Raw genomic sequence first — 18,146 nt, 5'->3', positions numbered from 1 at the left:
GGGGCAACCAATGGACTGCGTGACGGCGCGCTCCTAGGCTGGAAGGATGCAGCGTCGTGCGTTCGAGACCGCCACGATCTCGAGCTACCGGAACCGGGCGTCGTGGGATGCCGCGGCGGTCGAGATCCTCGCCGTCATGCTCGACCGCTGGGAGCTCACCCCCGGTGCGGTGTTCTCGGGCGGCTACGCAGCAACGGTGCTTGCCGTCACGCAGGCCGACGGCACTCCCGCGGTACTGAAGATCGGCTTCCCGCACGCCGAGGGGGTATCCGAGGCGATCGCTCTCGAGGCCTACCCCGCCGGAACCACGCCGATCGTGCTGCGGCAGGACCCGTGGATGTGGTCGATGCTGCTCGAGCTGATCAAGCCGGGCCTTCCGATCTCGGCCACCAGCATCCCGGTCGACGCGGCGCTTGACGCCGCCGGCGAGCTGCTCGCCCGCATCGCGGCTGCCGAGCCGGAGTCCGGGATACCGTCGCTGCGCTCGGTCGCTCAGGGTTATGCGGTGGCCGCCCGGCAGCGTTTCGATCTCCACCGCGTGCATCTCGACGAATTCGGGGTGACTGCGCTCGTGGCGGCGGGCCTCGACGAGCTCGAGGAGCTCGCCGGAACGGGAATCGACACCGCGATGGTGCACGGCGACTTCAACCCGGGGAACATCCTGCAGTCCGGGACCGGCTTCGTGGCCGTCGACCCGAAGGCGATGATCGGCGATCCCGCCTACGACCTCTGGCCGCTGGTCAGCCAGCTCGGCTCGCCGATCGGCGGGCCCGACCCGCAGCGCGCACTCGAGCGCCAGCTCGCGATCGCGGCAGGTGCGGCTCGCGTCGACCCTGTTCGCGCGGCCCGCTGGTCGTTTGCGCGTTCGGCACTCAACGTCGGTTGGTACCTCGAGGAGAGCAAGCCGCGCCTTGCCGCGCGGGACGCCGACCTGCTGCGGGCCTGGTCGGGCGTGCTCGCGAGCATCCGAACACGGCAGCGAATTTAGCGCAGAGCCCACAGGGTAACCGCGCTGGCGGCGGCGACGTTGAGGGAGTCGACCCCGTGCCCCATCGGGATCGTCACGATCGAATCGGCGTACGACAGGGCGGTGCGGCTGAGACCGTCGCCCTCGGAGCCGAGCAGGATTGCGACCTTCTCCGGTGCGTTCGCCGCGAACTCGGCGAGGCCGACGGCATCCGGTGCCAGCGCGAGCGCCGCGACATGGAAGCCCGCGTGCGCCAGGATCTGCGCGCCCTCTGGCCAGTCCGGCAGGCGCGTCCACGGCACCTGCAGCACAGTGCCCATGCTCACCCGCACGCTGCGGCGGTAGAGGGGGTCGGCGCAGCGCGGGGTGACGAGAACGGCGTCGGCACCGAGCCCCGCAACGGAACGGAAGATCGCGCCGACGTTGGTGTGGTCGACGATGTCCTCGAGTACGACGACGCGGCGCGCGTTCTCGAGAAGCTGCGCGGCGGGGGGCAGCGCGGGGCGGTGCATCGCCGCGAGGGCGCCGCGGTGCAGGTTGTAGCCGGTGAGGCTCTCGAGCAGCGCGGCATCGCCGACGAAGACGGGAATGTCGAACCGGTCGAGCAGGGGCCTGAGCGCGTCGAGCCATTGCTCCTGAAGGAGCACCGACCTCGGCTGGTGGCCCGCGGCGATCGCGCGAGCCATGACCTTGCTCGACTCGGCGATGTAGAGGCCGCCGGCCGGCTCGGACACGCGGCGCAGGGCCACATCGGTGAGCCCGGAATAGTCTGCGAGTCCCGGCTCGTCGAGCGTGGATATACGGATGACGCGCATTCGGCTTCCTCTCGTGCGGTGGCCGAACGGTTCGCTGCCAGCAACTTGAAATATATCGGACCCACCAGTTGTCTATCCTGAAGGGGTCGCGTTGGCCCTCTGGCCCGGACGGGCACTGCAAGGGAGTATCGATGGTGGCACCGGATGCGGCTCACGTCGACACCGTCGGTGCGGGCGACCTCGCGGCGGCCGTCGAGGTACTCGCCGGACGCACCGTCGCGGTGCTGACCGGTGCCGGGGTGAGCACGGACTCGGGCATCCCCGATTACCGTGGCGCCGGGGCGCTCCCCCGCAACCCGATGACGTTCCAGCAGTTCATCAAGGATCCCGAGTACCGCAAGCGGTACTGGGCGGGCAGCCACCTCGGCTGGCGCCAGTTCGACGATGCCCAGCCCAACGACGGGCATCGTGCGCTCGCCGAGCTCGAACTCGCTGGGGTTGTGAACGGGGTCATGTCGCAGAACGTCGATGGTCTGCACCTGCGGGCGGGCTCCCAGCGCGTCGTCGACCTGCACGGCACGATGGACAGGGTGCGCTGCCTCACCTGCGGGCAGGGGTTCGCCCGCTCCGACATCGCCATCCGCCTCGCCCGGGAGAACCCGTGGCTCGACAAACCAGAGGCGCGCGAGCTTGCGCCAGACGGCGATGTTGAGGTCGGCAGCATCGACGGCTTCGTGACACCGGACTGCACAGTGTGCGGCGGAGTGCTCAAGCCCGACATCGTCTTCTTCGGCGAATTCATCCCCACCGAGAAGTTCGCCGAGGCGACCGCGCTCATGCAGGCCGCCGATGCGCTGCTCATCGCAGGCTCGTCGCTCGTGGTGAACTCCGGCATCCGCTTGCTCGACCAGGCGGCCAAGCGCAAGCTTCCCATCGTCATCATCAACAGGGGCGTCACCCGGGGCGACCTGCGCGCCACCGTGAAGATCGACGGCGGAACGTCCCAGCACCTTTCCGCCCTCGCGGCGCAGCTCAGTTCATGACCCACCTGTACCTCGTGCGGCACGGCGAGACCGACTGGAACGCCGCACGGCGCATCCAAGGCAGCACCGACATTCCGCTCAACGAGATGGGCAGGGCGCAGGCCCGCCGGACCGGCCAGCTCCTCGCGTCCCGCCAGTGGGATGGTGTGGTCGCGAGCCCGCTGTCGCGCGCGTTCGAGACCGCGAGCATCATCGCGGCCGAGATCGGCCTGCCCGAGCCCGAGCGTCTCGACTCGATCGTCGAGCGCCGGTACGGGGCCGCCGAGGGACTGGACTACCAGACGCTCGACGCGACCTACCCCGCAGGTGTGCCGGTTCCCGGTAGGGAGAGCCGGCACGAGGTCGCCGCGCGCGTGATGCCCGCCCTCGCCGCGCTCGCCGAACGGCACCTCGGGCAGCGGCTCGTGGTGGTCTCCCACGGCGGCGTCATCCGCACGGTGCTGAACTCGGTCGCTCCCGGGCAGGCGCGGTTCATGGGCGTGCCGATCACCAACGGGTCGATCCACAGCTTCGTGTACGCGGAAGGCGCGCTTGAGCTCATGGCGTTCGACGATCCGATCGAGTTTGAGTCGATCGAACCCGGCACGGCCGACTTCGACCTGCAGAACGCCATCGCCGCGAGGGAAGACGGCCGCTCGAGCTGACGGCGCGGAGTACTGGCGGATCGGTCAGCGTGTGCGGCGCCGGATCCGCGGCGAGGCCCGCCACCCCCACGGCTTCCACCACTTGCGGTTGCGCGGCGGGAGCGTCTCGATGAGCTTCAGCAGTCGCCTCGCCGACTCGCCCCAGGAGAAGACCTCCGACTGTGCGATGGCGAGCGCGGTGAGCTCATTCCAGCGGTCCGGCTGGTCGACTGCCGTGACGGCCTCGGCGAACGCCCGGGCGTTGTGCGGGTCGAAATAGATTGCCGCCGGACCGCCGACCTCACGGAACACCGGGATGTCGCTGATGACGAGCGGGGTTCCCGCCGCGAGCGCCTCGATGAGTGGGATACCGAACCCCTCGTCGAAACAGGCAGACACCATCGCGGTCGAGACCCTCAACAACTCGAGGTAGCGCTCATCGCTCACGCCGTTCTCGAAGACCACGGATCCGGCCGGGGCGAGCGCGCCGAGCCGTTCCCGCGCCTCGTCGGAGACGCGGCTCAGCAGGTGCAGGGTGTAGCCGGGCAGGAATGCCATCCCGCGCACGAGCGTCTCGACGTTCTTGTTCGGCATGAACGTGCCCATGTAGACGAGCGTCTTGGTGTCGTCGTACTGGCGCGGCGGGAGGCTGAGCTGGTCGACGCCCGGGCGGATCGACGTGATCGGACGCTTGGTGAGGCGCGCATCCGTCATCAGGCCCTTGCAGGTGTTCGAACCCGTGACGACGGCCTCGCCGCGATTCAGCGCCATCCGCTGGGGAAGGTAGGTGAAGTGGAAGCCCCACCAGATCGTGCGCACCATCAGGCTGAAGTCGCGCGGCGGCGTGCGGGTCTGGTAGAACACCATGTCGTGAAGCGTGAGGATGAGCCGGAACCGCCGGTGCGCCGACCCGACCGTCTGCATCGGGCTGAATACGACGTCGGGCTTGAAGCGGTTGATCCACAGGGCGACCCACGGCTCGAGCGGGCTCTGCGCCCGCGGAATCATCACCCACGGCAGGTCGGGGAGCATGGTCAGCTGGCGCTCGTCGTGGATCATCATCGTCACCGGATGCAACTTGGCGAATGCCCCGACGAGTCCGGCCGTGTACCGGCTGATCCCGTCGTGGCGGGTGAGCCGGATGTACCGGCAGTCGAAGAGGACCTTCACGGCTGCGGGAGATCGTCGAGGAACGATGTGATGGCTTCGGCCGCGAGCGCTGGCACCTCGTAATGGATCAGGTGCCCGACATCGGCGAGAACCCGAAGGGTCGCGTTCGGCATCATCCGCTCGAGCTCGAACTGCGCGGCGACCGGGGTGATGTCGTCGCGGGCGGCGGCGACGAGCAGGGTCGGCACCGTTATCCGTGCGGCGAACGCGCTGACGTCGGTGCTGATCGAAGCACGGAACCCCTCCACGACGACGTCTCGGTTCGCGTACCGGCTGAAGTAGGTGTGGTGCTCGTTGTGGATCCAGCGGCGCAGCGACCGCTCCCGGGTCTTCGTCATGCTCGAACTCATGAACTGAACGACAAACCAGCTGTTCAGCAGGCGGTGGCCGAGCTTGGCCGGGAGCTTCGAGGCGAGTTCGTAATAGGCGACGGTGACCTTCGTTGCGAGCTTCCGCGGACCCCTCAGGCCGGATGTCGCGATCGGGTTCACCATGATCACGGCGGGCGTGGTGAGACCGTCGACGACGGCGTTCGCGCCGACGATCGTGCCGAACGAGTGCCCGAGGATAATCGCCCGGCCGGTCAGCCCGAGCGTGTCGACGAAGGCCGTGAGCCAGGCCGCGTAGCCGGCGACCGAGTGTGGAACGTCGGTCAGCGGCGTCGACTCGCCGAATCCCGGAAGATCGGGGCTGACGAAGCGGATGCCGGGGAGCTGAGCGATGATCGGCTCGATCCCATGGTGCTCGCCGCGGTAGCCGTGCGCGATGACGATCGTGAAGGGCGCATCCGGCGAACCGTAGCTCCAGAATCGGGTCGTGCTGCCGAGTACCGTCACCTCGTCGCTCTCGACGGGAATGGCCGCAAGAAGTGATGCAAAAGGCGATTCGATGCTCATTGGTCTCAGCATAGGGACGAGAAACCGTCGCGTAGCCTGAAAGGCCTTCTACACTTATAACGAAATTGTTAATAGCGGCCCCGCGGCCGAGAGGAAGACGTGAGCTTTACTGCACCCATCCAACTGCCCGGATTGACTCTCGACCCCCAGTGGTACCGACGCGCTGTGTTTTACGAAGTGATGGTTCGCTCCTTCGTCGACAGCAACGGCGACGGCGCCGGAGACCTGGCCGGACTCATCGGCAAGCTCGACTATCTCCAGTGGCTCGGCATCGACGCGCTCTGGCTGCCGCCGTTCTACCAGTCGCCGTTACGCGACGGTGGCTACGACGTGTCGGACTTCACAGAGGTGCTGCCGGAGTTCGGCACCCTCGACGAGTTCCGTGACCTCGTGACGAAATCCCACGAGCGCAACATGCGCATCGTCATCGACTACCCGCTCAACCACACGTCGGACCAGCACGACTGGTTCCAGCAGTCCCGCTCCGACCCGGATGGCCCGTTCGGGGACTACTACGTGTGGAGCGACACCGACAAGAAGTACGAGAACATCCGGATCATCTTTATCGATACCGAGGAGTCCAACTGGACCTTCGATCCGATCCGCCGCCAGTTCTTCTTCCACCGCTTCTTCTCCCACCAGCCCGACCTCAACTTCGAGAACGAGGCCGTGCGCGAGGCAGTGTTCGACACCATCCGCTTCTGGATGGACCTGGGCGTCGACGGCATCCGGCTCGATGCGATCCCCTACCTCTTCGAGTCCGACGAGGGCAACGGCGAGGGTGAGCCGCCGACGCACGAGTTCACGAAGCAGCTGCGCGAGATGGTCGACCGGGACTACCCGGGTCGCATCCTGATCGCCGAGGCCAACCAGTGGCCGCGCGAGGTCGCCGCATTCTTCGGCACGAACGAGGAGCCGGAGTGCCACATGGCTTTCGACTTCCCCGTTATGCCGCGGATCTTCTACTCGCTGCGTTCGCAGAACGCCGCCGAGCTGATCAGCGTGCTGTCGGAGACCCTCGACATTCCCGACGGAGCTGGCTGGGGCGTGTTCCTGCGCAACCACGACGAGCTCACTCTCGAGATGGTGTCGGAGGAGTATCGCCAGGCGATGTACGGCTGGTACGCGTACGACCCGCGGATGCGCTCCAACATCGGCATCCGCCGGCGCCTCGCTCCCCTGCTGGACAACTCGCGCGCTGAGCTCGAGCTCGCCCACGCGCTGCTCTTCTCCCTGCCGGGCAGCCCGTTCCTCTACTACGGCGACGAAATCGGCATGGGCGACAACATCTGGCTGCCGGACCGCGACAGCTCCCGCACGCCGATGCAGTGGACGCCGGACCGCAACGCCGGCTTCTCCACCGCTGACCCCGGCAAGCTGTTTCTGCCGGTCGTGCAGTCGCTCGTGTACAACTACAACCTCACCAACGTCGAGTCGCAGCTCGCCCAGTCGCGCTCACTCCTGCACTGGGTGCGAAATGTAATCCACGTGCGTAAGGCACACCCGACCTTCGGCCTCGGCACCCTCACGGTGCTCGAGACAAACCATGAGTCGGTTCTCGCCTTCGTGCGCTCGTACGGTGGCTCCGGCACCCAATTCGGTGACTCCGCTGAGGACGTGCTGTGCGTGTTCAGCTTCGCCCACAACCCCGTCTCGGTCACCGTCAAGGTTCCCGGCTTCGAGGGCTCGGCGACGTGGGACCTGTTCGGCGGGGCGGAGTTTCCGACGGTCGGGGCCGAGGGCGAGGTCAATCTGACGCTCGCGACGCAGAGCTTCTACTGGCTCCACCTCGGAACGCCGACCGGTGTCGGTGGTCGGCCGTAGAGTGACGGTGTGAGTGACACCTGGTACGACAAGCTCGGCGTATTCGACCTCGAGACGACCGGCATCGACGTTGAGTCGAGCCGGATCGTCTCGGCCTATGTCGGCGTTATCGATTCATTCGGCGAGCCCAAGGGCGTCGCGTGGCTCGCCGACCCCGGCATCGAGATCCCGGCAGGGGCGAGCGCCGTGCACGGCATCACCACCGAGCGCGCACGGGCTGAGGGCAGGCCGGCGCACGAGGTGGTCGCCGAGATCGTCTCGGTGCTGCGCGTGCTGCTCGCGCAGGGCGTGCCGATCACGATCTACAACGCGCCGTATGACCTGACCCTGCTCAACCGTGAGGCCATCCGGTATGGCATCGAGCCCCTCGACATGCCGGGGCCCATCCTCGACCCCCTCGTGCTCGACAAGGCGATGGACACGTACCGCAAGGGCAAGCGCACTCTCGCGACCGCGGCGGATGTCTACGGTGTCGAACTCATGGACGCCCACGACGCGACCGCGGATGCCGTGGCCGCTGGCCGAGTCGCCCAGGCGATCGCCCGCAAGTTCGCCGTCGAGCTCGGCGACGATATTGCAGCGCTGCACACGCGCCAGGTGCAGTGGTGCGCCGACCAGGCCGCGAGCTTCCAGTCGTACAAGCGGCGCACAATGCCGGACTTCGTCGCCGATGGGGCCTGGCCGCAGCGCTGAGGCCTGGCCGCAGCACTGAGGCCTGGCCGCAGCACTGAGGCGCGGCCGCAAAACTGAGGCGCGGCCGCAAAGCTGAGGCACGGCCGCAGCACTGAGGCGCGCTGACCCTACGCGGCCGCTGATGTGGGATTCGCCACGTTTACTCTTTCGCGAGTCGCCCAAACATGTTGGTGCTGGGCCAGCCCAGGCGGCCTTAGTGGGCAGTTCGTGCAGTTCGTGAGCACCACATTCCGCGAGTCGCCTGAACATGCTGGGTCTGGGGCCGTAGAGGCGGCCTTAGTGGGCAGTTCGTAACGTACTTGAGCAACTTTCCCAGCGAGTCGCCCAAACGACGTGTTGGGTGTCGGGCCGCTGCGCTGGGGCCTGCCCGCTGCCGTGAGTTACGCCCCGTCTACTTTCCCGCGAATCGCCCAAATATTTTGGGTCTGGGCCGGCCCAGGCGACATAGGTGGGCAGTTCGTGGAGTTCTTGACCACCACATTCCGCGAGTCGCCCAAACGTGTTGGGTCTGGGCCGGCCCAGGCGACATAGGTGGGCAGTTCGTGGAGTTCTTGACCACCACATTCCGCGAGTCGCCCAAACGTGTTGGGTCTGGGCCGGCCCAGGCGACACAAGTGGGCAGTTCGCTGGAGCGTGCAGCGCTGCGGCACGAGGGGCGGCCTGCTGCTGGAGTTAACGACGAAAGCGACCGACACGAGACCCTACGGGTCCGGCCGGTCGCTCTCGGAGGCTGGTGGTTAGGAGCCGAAGCCCTTGTAGCGCGTGTTGAACTTCTCGACGCGGCCGGCCGAGTCCATGATGCGCTGCTTGCCCGTGTAGAACGGGTGCGACTCGGACGAGATTTCCACGTCGATGACGGGGTAGGTGTTGCCGTCTTCCCACTCGATCGTCTTCGCGCTGCCGACCGTCGAACGAGTCAGGAAGGTGGCGCCTGAGGCGAGGTCGCGGAACACGACGGGCAAGTACGTGGGGTGGATGTCAGACTTCATGGCGATTCCTTGGGATTCGAAAGTGGATTGCAGGGTGTTGCGAAAAGTTCAGCGGCCAGTGGCCCAACCATCGATGTTATCAGATGGCACGCCGTGCGTCAGGCCGCGCGGGCAGCGAAACGCCCGTCACGCTCCTCGACGACGAGCTCGAGACCGAATGCGGCGCCGAGGTTGTCTGCGGTGAGCACGTCATGGATCGGACCGGCGGCGCGAATGCCCCCGGCTTCGAGGATCAGCGCGTGGCTGAAGCCGAGCGGGATCTCCTCGACGTGGTGGGTGACCATGATGATCGCGGGGGCCGTGGGGGCACTGGCGTAGCCGCCGAGAATCTGGAGCAGCTCCTCCCTGGCTCCGAGGTCGAGGCTCGCGGCAGGCTCGTCGAGGAGGAGCAGCTCGGGGTCGGTCATGATCGACCGGGCGATCTGCACGCGCTTCTGTTCGCCGTCACTGAGGTCACCGAACCTGCGGTCCGCGAGGACGTCAAGCTTCCACTCGGCGAGAACCCGGCGTGCGCGGCGCGTGTCGATGTCGTCGTAGTTCTCGTTCCAGCGACCGGTGACGGCGTACGCGGCGGTCATTACGACGTTGAGCACGGTCTCGGTCGGGGGGATGCGGCGTGCGAGGGCGGTGGATGCGAAGCCGATGCGCGGCCGCAGATCGAACAGGTCCGCCTTGCCGAGAGTGTCATCGAGCACGACGGCGGTGCCGCCGCTCGGATGGATCATCGCCGCGGCGATCTGCAGCAGCGTGGTCTTGCCGGCGCCGTTGGGGCCGAGGATCACCCAGCGTTCGTCGTCGTTGACGGTCCACGAAACCGAATCGAGAATGGTGTTGCCGCCCCGTACAACGGAGACGTCACTAAGCTGCAGAACACGTGCCATTCTCCAACCCTAGGCCACCGCGGGAGCACCGGCGGCGAGCCCCGCGGGAACTAGACCAGCGAGTCGTAGATGCGCTGCGTCTCACGCGCGATCTTGTCCCAGCCGAACTCTTTCTCGGCACGAATCCGACCGGCAGCCCCATACTTCGCCGCGGTCTGGGGGTCGCTCGTCACCTCGATGAGCGTCGCGGCGAGGTCGTTCACGAACCGGTCGGGGTCGATGGGGGTGCCTGTGCCGTCCTGCATCTGCTCGATCGGCACGAGGCGTCCCGTCACACCATCGTCGACGACCTCCGGGATGCCGCCGGTGGCGGTGCCGACCACGGCGGCGCCGCAGGCCATGGCCTCGAGATTGACGATCCCAAGCGGTTCGTACACGGAGGGGCAGACGAAGGTCGTCGCGACGCTGAGCACGGCGGAGAGCTCGTGCTGGCCCAGTAGTCGGTCGATCCAGACCACTCCGGAGCGCTCACGGGCGAGTTCGGCCATGCCGGCCTCGACCTCGGCGAGGATCTCCTTGGTGTCGGGCGCGCCGGCGCAGAGGACGAGCTGCACCTCCGGGGGCAGCTGCTGTGCGGCGCGCAGGAGGTAGGGAAGACCCTTCTGGCGGGTGATCCGACCGACGAAGACAACCGATGGGCGGTCCGGATCGATGCCGAGGGCGCGCACCAGGTCCGGGTCGTCGACTGGCTTCCACTTTGCAAGGTCGATGCCGTTGTAGACGGTCTCGACCTTGCCCGGATCCAGCGAGGGATAGGCGCGCAGGATGTCGCGCCGCATTCCGTCGCTCACCGCGATCACGGCATCCGCGCTCTCGAACGCGTTCTTCTCGATCCAGCTCGAGATGCGGTATCCGCCGCCGAGCTGCTCTGCCTTCCAGGGCCGCAGCGGCTCGAGGCTGTGGGCGGTGATGACATGCGGGATGCCGTGCAGCAGCGAGGCGAGGTGCCCGGCTCCGTTCGCGTACCAGGTGTGGGAGTGCACGAGATCGGCTCCGGCGACGTCCTGCGCGATCTGCAGATCCACCCCGAGGGTCGCGAGCGTCGCGTTGGCGTCCTTCAGCTCGTCCGGCACCGAGTAGGCGAACACGCCCGGCTCGTCGCGGGGCGCGCCGAAGCATCGCACGGTGACGTCGAGGGTCGGGCGCAGCGCCCGGACCAGCTCTGCGACGTGCACGCCGGCGCCGCCGTATACCTCTGGTGGATACTCCCGCGTTATCAGATTGACCTTCACGGAGTGAACGCTAGTACAGCGGGAACGGGAGCCTCTACTGTTGAGGAATGTCATCAAAGAAGATCTTTGGAATTGTCCTCGCCGGCGGAGAGGGCAAGCGGCTCATGCCGCTGACTGCGGACCGGGCCAAGCCAGGAGTGCCGTTCGGCGGCAACTACCGCCTCATCGACTTTGCGCTCTCGAACCTGATCAACTCTGGGCTTCGCCAGATCGTCGTGCTGACCCAGTACAAGTCACACAGCCTCGACCGCCACGTATCGCAGACCTGGCGACTGTCGGGCCTCACGAACTCCTACGTCGCATCCGTTCCCGCCCAGCAGCGGCTCGGAAAGCGCTGGTTCGCGGGATCCGCCGACGCGATCCTGCAGAGCCTCAACCTGCTCCGCGACGAGAAGCCCGACATCGTCGTCGTGGTCGGCGCCGACCACGTCTACCGCATGGACTTCAGCCAGATGGTCGCGGCGCACATCGAATCCGGCGCTGGCGTGACCGTCGCGGCCATCCGGCAGCCAATCGCACTCGCCGACCAGTTCGGCGTCATCGAGGTCAGCCCGGACGACCCCACCCGCATCAAGGCGTTCCACGAGAAGCCCAAGAACCCGATCGGCCTTGCCGATTCCCCCGGCGAGGTGCTCGCCTCGATGGGCAACTACATCTTCGATGCCGATGTGCTCATGGACGCCGTGATCCGCGACGGTGAGCTGCCCGACTCCGACCACGACATGGGCGGCGACATCGTTCCGTGGTTCGTGTCGAAGAACGACGCGGCCGTCTACGACCTCAACCGCAACGAGGTCCCCGGCGCGACCGATCGCGACCGCTATTACTGGCGCGACGTCGGCACGATCGAGTCGTTCTTCGACGCCCACCAGGACCTCATCTCGGCGCTCCCTGTCTTCAACCTGTACAACACGGCGTGGCCGATCTTCAGCCAACAGCTGAACTCTCCGCCGGCGAAGTTCGTCCGCGACTCCAGCGGCAACCTCGGCACGACGATCGACTCGATCGTGTCGCTGGGGTCGGTGTTGTCCGGCGCGCACATCGAACGCAGCGTGCTCGGGCCGTGGGCGACGATCGGCGGTGGAGCCAAGGTCACCGACTCGATCGTGTTCGACCGGGTGAAGATCGGTCCGGACGCCGTGGTGCGCCGGGCTATTCTGGATAAGGAAGTCGTGGTCGAAGCCGGCGCGACGATTGGTGTTGACGCCGATGCCGACCGGGCTCGCGGATTCACTGTCACCGATTCCGGGATCACCGTTGTGGGCAAGGGCGTTCACGTCTCCGCCTAATTGCCACCCGCTCGCCGGTTGTGGCCGAAGCCACCAGGGAAGCGCATGACCGGATTTCTCGTCGTTCTCGACGTCGACTCGACACTCATCGAGAACGAGGTCATCGAGTTGCTCGCGGATGCGGCGGGCTCGCTCGACGAGGTCGCGCGGATCACCATGAGCGCCATGAACGGGGACCTCGACTTCGAGGAAAGCCTCCGGGCAAGGGTCGCAACGCTCGCCGGACTCCCGGTGTCGGTCTTCGACGAGGTCGCCGGGCTCATTCGCGTGACCGACGGAGTGCCCGAGATGATCAGCGGCGTGCACGCGGCAGGCGGGCGCGTCGGTGTCGTCTCGGGAGGGTTCCACGAGTTGGTCGACCCGATTGCCGAGCGCCTCGGCCTCGACTACTGGCGGGCGAACCGGCTTGAGGTCGCCGGTGGGCTCCTCACCGGAGGGGTGTCCGGCGCCGTCGTCGACGCCGACGCGAAGGCGCACACTCTGCGGGAATGGGCGGATGACTTCGGCGTCCCGCTGCGCCAGACCATGGCGGTCGGCGATGGCGCGAACGACCTCCCGATGATGGCCATCACCGGACTGTCGGTCGGGTTCGACGCGAAGGCGCCCGTGCGCGACGAGGCCGATGTCCTCATGGACGTGCGGGACCTCGCGCAGCTGCTTCCGCTGCTCGGACTTCGCCGGGCCTGAGCCCGGCTAGTGACCCATGCCCAGGCCGCCGTCGACAGGGATGACGGCCCCGGAGATGTAGGCGGCGTCGTCACTCGCAAGCCAGGTGATCACCCGCGCGACCTCCTGCGGGGTCGCGAACCGTGCCGCGGGGATCGACTTCAGGTAGTCGGCCTGCTGCGTCTCGGACAGCTCGGCGGTCATGTCTGTCTCGATGAATCCCGGCGCGATCACGTTCGCCGTGATGCCGCGTGACCCGAGCTCGCGGGTGACCGAACGCGCAAGCCCGATGAGCCCGCTCTTCGAGGCGGAGTAGTTGACCTGGCCGGCCGAGCCCAGCAGACCCACAACGCTCGACACGAGCACGATTCGACCGAACCGTGCCTTGAGCATTCCCTTCGAGGCGCGCTTAACCACCCGAAAGGCCCCGGAGAGGTTCGTGTCGACGACGTCGGTGAAGTCGGAGTCGCTCATCCTCATGAGGAGCATGTCGCGCGTGATGCCGGCGTTGGCGACGACCACCTCCACAGGGCCGAGCTCGGCCTCGATGCTCGTGAACGCGGCGTCGATCGAGGTGGCATCCGTGACATCGGCTCGCACGGTCATCGTGCCGGCCGGGCCGTCACCTGACCGCGCGGTCACGGCGACGCGGTGCCCGAGCGCGACGAATTCTTCAGCGATGGCAAAGCCGATTCCACGGTTTCCGCCGGTGACGAGAACGGTCCTGGCAACGGTCATTGGTGGCTCCCCTGAATCGGCATGCAAACGGGGCGCTCCCGGCAAACTCCCACAAGCCTAGACGTAGGCTTAGCGGGTCGTAGCTGGTTCCACCACTCAGCAGAAAACGTGTTCCATGGCTAAACCACAGGTCATCTCATCGATCACCGCGCTCCCCCAGTCTCCCCAGGACGATCGCAGGGCGCGCATGACGAAGTACCTCATCGCCATGGGCGTGCGCCTGGTCTGCATCGCACTGTGCTTCGTCGTGCAGGGCTGGTGGCTCGCGGTCTTCGCGATCGCCGCGATCGTGCTCCCCTACTTCGCCGTCATCCTTGCAAACGTCGGCCATCAGGAAGCCGGCACCGTCATGCGACCCGGGTCGATCGTTCCTGTGCGGCCGAGGGAACAGTCGTCCGACACCAGTGACGCTGCGTGATTTTCCTCCCGGGAGCAGGAGGCGACGCAGGATCGGCGCCGACCTGCTCGCGGGCGGGGTGCTCCAGGGCGGCGACCTTCAATGTCAATTGGCGCAACCCCCGCATCCACGGCCCGGAACGGGTCAAGGTGTGGCTCGCGTGCGATGAGCACCGCGACTACCTGCACGACTACCTGCACGCCCGGGACTTTCCGGTCCGGGTGACCCCGCTCGCCGAGAGCGTCGATAGGGTTGAACCGTCATGAACCGCTGGAGATTCGCCCTCTCGAAGCGGTGGGCGGGGTACCTCGCGCTCGCCGTCATTTTCGCGATCGCCTGCTCGGGGCTGGGCCTGTGGCAGTTCGAACGTCGCGCCGAGGCACGTGCCGAGATCGATCGCATCGAGTCGAACTACGAGCGCCCCGCAACGCCGGTCGGCGACGTGCTCGACACTCCCGGCTCCTACGCGGAAAGCCAGAAGTGGCTCCCGGTGCTGCTCGAGGGCACCTACCTCGCCGATGAGCAGCTTCTCGTTCGCAACCGCCCGTTCGCCGGCCGTCCCGGGTTCGAGGTGCTCACTCCCCTGCTCCTGGCCGACGGCACCGTGTTCATCGTCGACCGTGGCTGGCTGCCGACGGGATCCGAGCAGGATGCCCCCGACGACATCCCCGCCGCGCCGACCGGCCCAGTGTCCGTCACGGCACGGCTCAAGGCCGGCGAGCCCCTGCTCTCGAGCCGGTCGACGATTGCCGGGTCCGGCCAGATCCCCACGATCCACCTCCCCCAGATCGCCGAGCTCCTCGACCGCCCCGCCTACACGGGGGCCTATGGGCTCGTGATCACCGAGACCCCGGAGCCGGCGACCGCGCCGATGCCCTCGGTCAAGCCGGTGCTCGACGAGGGCCCGCACCTGTCCTACGCGCTGCAGTGGTTCGTGTTCGCGATCCTCGCGTTCATCGGGCTCGGCTGGGGCCTGCGCCAGGAGTACCGCAGCGTGAACGCGGACGACCCGGAGGAGAAGGAGCGCGCAGACGAGCGCGCCCGCCGCCGCGCCGCCCGTGCCCCTACCGACGACGAGTCTGAGGACGCGCTGCTCGAGGCGAGCGAACGCCGCTAGCGGGTCAGGCCAGGCTGATCAGGTCCGCGTAGTCCTTGTTCCAGAAGTCTTCGGTGCCGTCGGGCAGGATGAGCACACGCTCGGGGTTGAGAGCCTCGACAGCGCCCTCGTCGTGGCTCACGAGCACGACGGCGCCCGAGTAGTTCGAGAGGGCGTCGAGGATCTCTTCGCGGCTTGCCGGGTCCAGGTTGTTGGTCGGCTCGTCGAGCAACAGCACGTTCGCGCCCGACACAACGATCATGGCAAGGGCCAGGCGAGTTTTCTCGCCACCGGAGAGCACCCCGGCGGCCTTGTGGGAGTCGTCCCCCGTGAAGAGGAACGACCCGAGAACTCGCCGGGCCTCCATCTCGGTGATCGATGGTGAGGACGAGACCATGTTCTCGAGCACGCTCCGCTTGACGTCGATCGTCTCGTGCTCCTGAGCGTAATATCCGATCCGCAGTCCGTGACCCGGCTCGATCTGCCCGGTATCGGGCTTGTCGACGCCCGCGAGCATCCGGAGCAGCGTGGTCTTGCCCGCTCCGTTGAAACCGAGCACGACGACCTTTGAGCCGCGGTCGATCGCGAGGTCGACGGCGGCGAAGATCTCGAGCGACCCATAGCTCTTGCTCAGGTTGGAGGCCATGAGCGGGGTTCGGCCGCACGGCGCGGGCTCGGGGAAGCGCAGTTTGGCGACGCGGTCGACCGAGCGAACCTCGTCGAGACCGGAGAGCATCTTCTCGGCCCGACGCACCATCTGGTGCGCCGCGGCGGCCTTGGAGGCCTTAGCGCCGAACTTCGCTGCCTGCAGCTGCAGCACGGACGCCTTCTTCTCGACGTTGACGCGTTCCTTCTTGCGGCGCTCCTCGTCGGCGGCCCGCTGGCGCAGGTAGTTCTTCCAGTTCATGTTGTACACGTCGATGACAGTGCGATTGGCATCGAGGTAGAAGACGCGGTTGACGGTCTCCTCCACCAGCTCGATGTCGTGGCTGATCACGATCAGGCCGCCCTGGAACGACTTCAGGTAGTCCCGCAGCCAGACGACTGAGTCGGCGTCGAGGTGGTTGGTCGGTTCGTCGAGGAGCATCGTGTCGGCGCCGGAGAACAGGATGCGTGCGAGCTCGATCCGCCGACGCTGGCCGCCGGAGAGTGTCGAGAGGGGCTGGTCGAGGATGCGGTCGGGCAGCGAGAGGTTGCTCGCGATCGACGCGGCCTCGGCCTCGGCGGCGTACCCGCCGAGCGCGAGGAACTCGTCCTGCAGGTTGCCGTACTTCTTCATCGCCCGCTCGCTCGTCGCCGAGTCGCCGTCGCCCATACCGATCGCGGCGGACTCCATGCCGAGCAGCAGTTGGCCGAGGCCGCGGGCGTCGAGGATGCGGGTGCGGGCCAAGTGCTCGGGATTGCCCGAGCGCGGGTCCTGCGGGAGATAGCCGACCTCGCCGGAGCGATCGATGCGGCCGTCGGTGGGCAGGCCCTCGCCCGCGAGGATCTTGGTCAGGGTGGTCTTGCCAGCGCCGTTGCGCCCGACGAGGCCGATCTTATCGCCGCGGTCGACGCGGAAGGAGACGCCCTGCATCAGCGTGCGCGCTCCAACTCGGAGCTCCAGATCATGCACGCTCAGCACAGGTGAATTCCATTTCTTCGGGCGCGTTTCTACAACACAGTGCGGGGGGGAGTCCCCTAGTCTACGCGCCGTGCCGCGGCATCCCGCCCGAACACACGACGAGCCCGCCCGCACGGTGGCGGGACGGGCTCGACGTGACTGCTCAGAGCTGGCGGCTCAGATCGAGAAGCCGAGTGCGCGCATCATGTCGCGCCCATCATCGGTGATCTTCTCCGGGCCCCACGGCGGCATCCACACCCAGTTGATGCGGAATTGCTCGACGACGCCATCCAGGGACTCCGCGGTCTGTTCCTCGAGTACGTCGGTGAGCGGGCATCCAGCCGACGTGAGCGTCATGCTGATGATGAGGGCGTTGTTCTCCTCGTCCCAGGTGAGGTCGTAGATCAAGCCGAGGTCGACGATGTTGATCCCGAGCTCGGGATCCATGACATCCTTCAGCGCCTCTTCGACCTGATCGAAGAGCGCGGGTGCGAGTGCGACAGCCATTGGACTAGCCTACGGAAGTCTCGGTGAGAAATCGATCATAGCCTTCGGCCTCAAGGCGGTCGGCCAGCTCCGGGCCGCCATTCTCGGCCACGCGACCATCGACGAACACGTGCACGAAGTCCGGCTGGATATAGCGGAGGATGCGGGTGTAGTGGGTGATGAGCAGCAGCCCGAGGCCCGTCTCGGCCTTCGCGCGGTTGACACCCTCGGCGACGATCTTGAGCGCGTCAACGTCGAGGCCGGAGTCGGTCTCGTCGAGGATCGCGAACTTGGGCTTGAGCAGCTCGAGCTGGAGGATCTCGTGGCGCTTCTTCTCACCTCCGGAGAATCCCTCGTTGACGTTGCGCTGGGCGAAGGAGGAGTCCATGCGGAGGTTCTTCATGGCCTCCCTGACATCCTTGGTCCATCCCCGCAGCGCGGGGGCCTCACCGTCGAGCGCGGTCTTGGCGGTGCGCAGGAAGTTGGTCACGGCGACGCCGGGGATCTCGACCGGGTACTGCATTGCGAGGAAAAGGCCGGCGCGGGCACGCTCGTCCACGGGCAGGTCCGTCATCTCGTTGCCGTCGAGCTTGATCGATCCGCGTTCGACGTGATACTTCGGGTGCCCGGCGATCGTGTAGGCGAGAGTGGACTTGCCCGAGCCGTTGGGGCCCATGATCGCGTGGATCTCGCCCTCGTTGACGGTGAGGTCGACGCCCTTGAGGATGTCGATCTTTCCCTGCTCGGTTTCGACGCTCACATGGAGGTCGTGGATTTCGAGAACAGACATGGTTGGTT

General features: G+C 66.9%; 20 protein-coding genes. 10 read left to right on the top strand and 10 right to left on the bottom strand.

Annotation, left to right across the window (positions count from 1 at the left end; genetic code table 11):
• Positions 1-46 precede the first annotated feature (46 nt).
• Positions 47-988 (top strand): aminoglycoside phosphotransferase family protein, encoded by a 942-nt coding sequence (locus tag BHD05_RS10845; RefSeq protein WP_161886443.1) that lies wholly within the window; start codon positions 47-49, stop codon positions 986-988.
• Here BHD05_RS10845 and BHD05_RS10840 read toward each other — a convergent pair.
• Positions 985-1,782, bottom strand: coding sequence for a TrmH family RNA methyltransferase (locus BHD05_RS10840; RefSeq protein WP_161886442.1), 798 nt, complete (start codon positions 1,780-1,782; stop codon positions 985-987). The genes BHD05_RS10845 and BHD05_RS10840 overlap by 4 nt on opposite strands.
• A gap of 131 nt (positions 1,783-1,913) precedes the next feature.
• Between BHD05_RS10840 and BHD05_RS10835 the strand changes: the two genes are divergently transcribed.
• Positions 1,914-2,765, top strand: coding sequence for a Sir2 family NAD-dependent protein deacetylase (locus tag BHD05_RS10835; protein WP_161886441.1), 852 nt, complete (start codon positions 1,914-1,916; stop codon positions 2,763-2,765).
• Positions 2,762-3,409, top strand: coding sequence for a histidine phosphatase family protein (locus BHD05_RS10830; RefSeq protein WP_161886440.1), 648 nt, complete (start codon positions 2,762-2,764; stop codon positions 3,407-3,409). Before BHD05_RS10835 ends, BHD05_RS10830 begins: the two co-directional genes overlap by 4 nt.
• Positions 3,410-3,433: 24 nt before the next feature.
• On the opposite strand, the gene BHD05_RS10825 is transcribed toward BHD05_RS10830, so the two are convergent.
• Together BHD05_RS10825 and BHD05_RS10820 are read right to left on the bottom strand one after the other, a co-directional pair.
• Positions 3,434-4,558 (bottom strand): glycosyltransferase family 4 protein, encoded by a 1,125-nt coding sequence (locus tag BHD05_RS10825; RefSeq protein ID WP_161886439.1) that lies wholly within the window; start codon positions 4,556-4,558, stop codon positions 3,434-3,436.
• Entirely contained in the window at positions 4,555-5,454 is a 900-nt protein-coding gene (locus tag BHD05_RS10820) for an alpha/beta fold hydrolase (RefSeq protein WP_161886438.1), read from the bottom strand. The genes BHD05_RS10825 and BHD05_RS10820 overlap by 4 nt, the downstream gene beginning before the upstream one ends.
• A 99-nt stretch (positions 5,455-5,553) precedes the next feature.
• On the opposite strand from BHD05_RS10820, the gene treS reads away from it, so the two are divergent.
• Positions 5,554-7,278, top strand: coding sequence for a maltose alpha-D-glucosyltransferase (treS, locus tag BHD05_RS10815; protein WP_161886437.1), 1,725 nt, complete (start codon positions 5,554-5,556; stop codon positions 7,276-7,278).
• Positions 7,279-7,287: 9 nt separating this feature from the next.
• A complete protein-coding gene (locus BHD05_RS10810; protein ID WP_161886436.1) occupies positions 7,288-7,971 on the top strand; it encodes a 3'-5' exonuclease in 684 nt (227 codons plus the stop codon).
• Positions 7,972-8,708: 737 nt separating this feature from the next.
• Here BHD05_RS10810 and BHD05_RS10805 read toward each other — a convergent pair.
• The 3 genes from BHD05_RS10805 to glgA form a co-directional block, all read right to left on the bottom strand.
• Positions 8,709-8,960: a type B 50S ribosomal protein L31 gene (locus BHD05_RS10805; protein WP_161886435.1), complete on the bottom strand. Its 252-nt coding sequence runs from the start codon at positions 8,958-8,960 to the stop codon at positions 8,709-8,711.
• Positions 8,961-9,058: 98 nt separating this feature from the next.
• Complete coding sequence (locus tag BHD05_RS10800; RefSeq protein ID WP_161886434.1) at positions 9,059-9,841, bottom strand: ABC transporter ATP-binding protein; 783 nt, start codon at positions 9,839-9,841, stop codon at positions 9,059-9,061.
• Between the two features lie 50 nt (positions 9,842-9,891).
• On the bottom strand, positions 9,892-11,073 hold the full coding sequence (glgA, locus tag BHD05_RS10795) for a glycogen synthase (protein ID WP_161886433.1): 1,182 nt from the start codon (positions 11,071-11,073) through the stop codon (positions 9,892-9,894).
• Positions 11,074-11,120: 47 nt separating this feature from the next.
• Between glgA and BHD05_RS10790 the strand changes: the two genes are divergently transcribed.
• Both BHD05_RS10790 and serB read left to right on the top strand, forming a co-directional pair.
• On the top strand, positions 11,121-12,362 hold the full coding sequence (locus BHD05_RS10790) for a glucose-1-phosphate adenylyltransferase (protein WP_161886432.1): 1,242 nt from the start codon (positions 11,121-11,123) through the stop codon (positions 12,360-12,362).
• A 45-nt stretch (positions 12,363-12,407) separates the two neighbouring features.
• A complete protein-coding gene (serB, locus tag BHD05_RS10785) occupies positions 12,408-13,049 on the top strand; it encodes a phosphoserine phosphatase SerB (RefSeq protein WP_161886431.1) in 642 nt (213 codons plus the stop codon).
• 6 nt (positions 13,050-13,055) lie between these two features.
• Here the strand turns inward: serB and fabG are convergent, their stop codons facing one another.
• Positions 13,056-13,766 carry a 3-oxoacyl-ACP reductase FabG gene (fabG, locus tag BHD05_RS10780; RefSeq protein ID WP_161886430.1) on the bottom strand — a complete coding sequence of 237 codons (711 nt, stop codon included), beginning with the start codon at positions 13,764-13,766 and terminating at the stop codon, positions 13,056-13,058.
• A 115-nt stretch (positions 13,767-13,881) separates the two neighbouring features.
• On the opposite strand from fabG, the gene BHD05_RS10775 reads away from it, so the two are divergent.
• From BHD05_RS10775 to BHD05_RS10765, 3 genes are read left to right on the top strand one after another with little or no spacing between them, the layout of a single operon-like run.
• Positions 13,882-14,184, top strand: coding sequence for a DUF3099 domain-containing protein (locus BHD05_RS10775; protein WP_161886429.1), 303 nt, complete (start codon positions 13,882-13,884; stop codon positions 14,182-14,184).
• Positions 14,181-14,429, top strand: a complete 249-nt coding sequence (locus BHD05_RS10770) for a hypothetical protein (protein WP_161886428.1) — start codon at positions 14,181-14,183, stop codon at positions 14,427-14,429. Before BHD05_RS10775 ends, BHD05_RS10770 begins: the two co-directional genes overlap by 4 nt.
• Positions 14,426-15,280: an SURF1 family cytochrome oxidase biogenesis protein gene (locus tag BHD05_RS10765; protein ID WP_161886427.1), complete on the top strand. Its 855-nt coding sequence runs from the start codon at positions 14,426-14,428 to the stop codon at positions 15,278-15,280. The genes BHD05_RS10770 and BHD05_RS10765 overlap by 4 nt, the downstream gene beginning before the upstream one ends.
• A 4-nt stretch (positions 15,281-15,284) precedes the next feature.
• Here BHD05_RS10765 and BHD05_RS10760 read toward each other — a convergent pair whose 3' ends face one another.
• From BHD05_RS10760 to sufC, 3 genes are all read right to left on the bottom strand, one after another.
• Positions 15,285-16,883: an ABC-F family ATP-binding cassette domain-containing protein gene (locus BHD05_RS10760; RefSeq protein ID WP_161886426.1), complete on the bottom strand. Its 1,599-nt coding sequence runs from the start codon at positions 16,881-16,883 to the stop codon at positions 15,285-15,287.
• 156 nt (positions 16,884-17,039) lie between these two features.
• Entirely contained in the window at positions 17,040-17,369 is a 330-nt protein-coding gene (locus tag BHD05_RS10755) for a metal-sulfur cluster assembly factor (protein WP_161886425.1), read from the bottom strand.
• A gap of 4 nt (positions 17,370-17,373) precedes the next feature.
• The gene (gene sufC / locus BHD05_RS10750) at positions 17,374-18,138 is read right to left on the bottom strand and encodes a Fe-S cluster assembly ATPase SufC (RefSeq protein ID WP_161886424.1); all 765 of its coding nucleotides are present in this window, start codon (positions 18,136-18,138) and stop codon (positions 17,374-17,376) included.
• Between the last annotated feature and the right edge of the window lie 8 nt (positions 18,139-18,146).

It is taken from the genome of Marisediminicola antarctica, from assembly GCF_009930795.1.
Classification (GTDB): domain Bacteria; phylum Actinomycetota; class Actinomycetes; order Actinomycetales; family Microbacteriaceae; genus Marisediminicola; species Marisediminicola antarctica.
Note: the sequence above shows the minus strand (reverse complement) of the source record. Positions and strands in the feature narration are given on the sequence as shown.

What these genes read in the sequence shown, in the direction of transcription:
- BHD05_RS10835 (WP_161886441.1), top strand. Translation starts at nt 1,914, where the DNA reads ATGGTGGCACCGGATGCGGCTCACGTCGACACCGTCGGTGCGGGCGAC.
- fabG (WP_161886430.1), bottom strand. Translation starts at nt 13,766, where the DNA reads ATGACCGTTGCCAGGACCGTTCTCGTCACCGGCGGAAACCGTGGAATC.
- BHD05_RS10830 (WP_161886440.1), top strand. Translation starts at nt 2,762, where the DNA reads ATGACCCACCTGTACCTCGTGCGGCACGGCGAGACCGACTGGAACGCC.
- sufC (WP_161886424.1), bottom strand. Translation starts at nt 18,138, where the DNA reads ATGTCTGTTCTCGAAATCCACGACCTCCATGTGAGCGTCGAAACCGAG.
- BHD05_RS10790 (WP_161886432.1), top strand. Translation starts at nt 11,121, where the DNA reads ATGTCATCAAAGAAGATCTTTGGAATTGTCCTCGCCGGCGGAGAGGGC.
- BHD05_RS10775 (WP_161886429.1), top strand. Translation starts at nt 13,882, where the DNA reads ATGGCTAAACCACAGGTCATCTCATCGATCACCGCGCTCCCCCAGTCT.
- serB (WP_161886431.1), top strand. Translation starts at nt 12,408, where the DNA reads ATGACCGGATTTCTCGTCGTTCTCGACGTCGACTCGACACTCATCGAG.
- BHD05_RS10845 (WP_161886443.1), top strand. Translation starts at nt 47, where the DNA reads ATGCAGCGTCGTGCGTTCGAGACCGCCACGATCTCGAGCTACCGGAAC.
- BHD05_RS10765 (WP_161886427.1), top strand. Translation starts at nt 14,426, where the DNA reads ATGAACCGCTGGAGATTCGCCCTCTCGAAGCGGTGGGCGGGGTACCTC.
- BHD05_RS10800 (WP_161886434.1), bottom strand. Translation starts at nt 9,841, where the DNA reads ATGGCACGTGTTCTGCAGCTTAGTGACGTCTCCGTTGTACGGGGCGGC.
- BHD05_RS10820 (WP_161886438.1), bottom strand. Translation starts at nt 5,454, where the DNA reads ATGAGCATCGAATCGCCTTTTGCATCACTTCTTGCGGCCATTCCCGTC.
- BHD05_RS10755 (WP_161886425.1), bottom strand. Translation starts at nt 17,369, where the DNA reads ATGGCTGTCGCACTCGCACCCGCGCTCTTCGATCAGGTCGAAGAGGCG.
- BHD05_RS10805 (WP_161886435.1), bottom strand. Translation starts at nt 8,960, where the DNA reads ATGAAGTCTGACATCCACCCCACGTACTTGCCCGTCGTGTTCCGCGAC.
- BHD05_RS10840 (WP_161886442.1), bottom strand. Translation starts at nt 1,782, where the DNA reads ATGCGCGTCATCCGTATATCCACGCTCGACGAGCCGGGACTCGCAGAC.